A 587-nucleotide genomic window follows, 5' to 3' on the forward strand; every position below is an offset into this window, starting at 1 on the left:
GTTATCCACAGGGCAGTGGTCGCCGGGCCGTGGCGCAATAGGCTTATGGGGTGGGCCCGCGCCGGCGGCAGCCCCTTGACCCGCGGAGACCCCGCTGAACCTGGAGTAGGGCGTGCAGTTTCACGAATCGATGATCGACCTGGTGGGCAACACCCCGCTGGTGAAGCTCAACAGCGTGGCCGAGGGGATTCAGGCCACCGTCCTGGCGAAGGTGGAGTACTTCAACCCGGGCGGGTCGGTCAAGGACCGGATCGCCGTGCGGATGATCGAGGCCGCCGAGGAGTCGGGGGCGCTCCAGCCCGGTGGCACGATCGTCGAGCCGACCTCGGGGAACACCGGCGTGGGCCTGGCGATGGTCGCCCAGCGCAAGGGGTACAAGTGCGTCTTCGTCTGCCCGGACAAGGTCTCCACGGACAAGATCAACGTGCTGCGGGCGTACGGGGCCGAGGTCGTGGTCTGCCCGACCGCCGTCGACCCCGAGCACCCGGACTCGTACTACAACGTCTCCGACCGCCTGGTGCGCGAGATCCCCGGCGCCTGGAAGCCCGACCAGTACAGCAACCCGGACAACCCGCGCTCGCACTACG

1 protein-coding gene is annotated in these 587 nt (G+C 68.5%); it reads left to right on the plus strand.

Features of this window, described 5'->3' with window-relative positions:
* Positions 1-112: 112 nt before the first annotated feature.
* A partial coding sequence (locus tag KUM32_RS42925; protein WP_217146965.1) for a pyridoxal-phosphate dependent enzyme occupies positions 113-587 on the plus strand: 475 nt, incomplete at its 3' end.

This window comes from Streptomyces sp. AC627_RSS907, assembly GCF_019049165.1.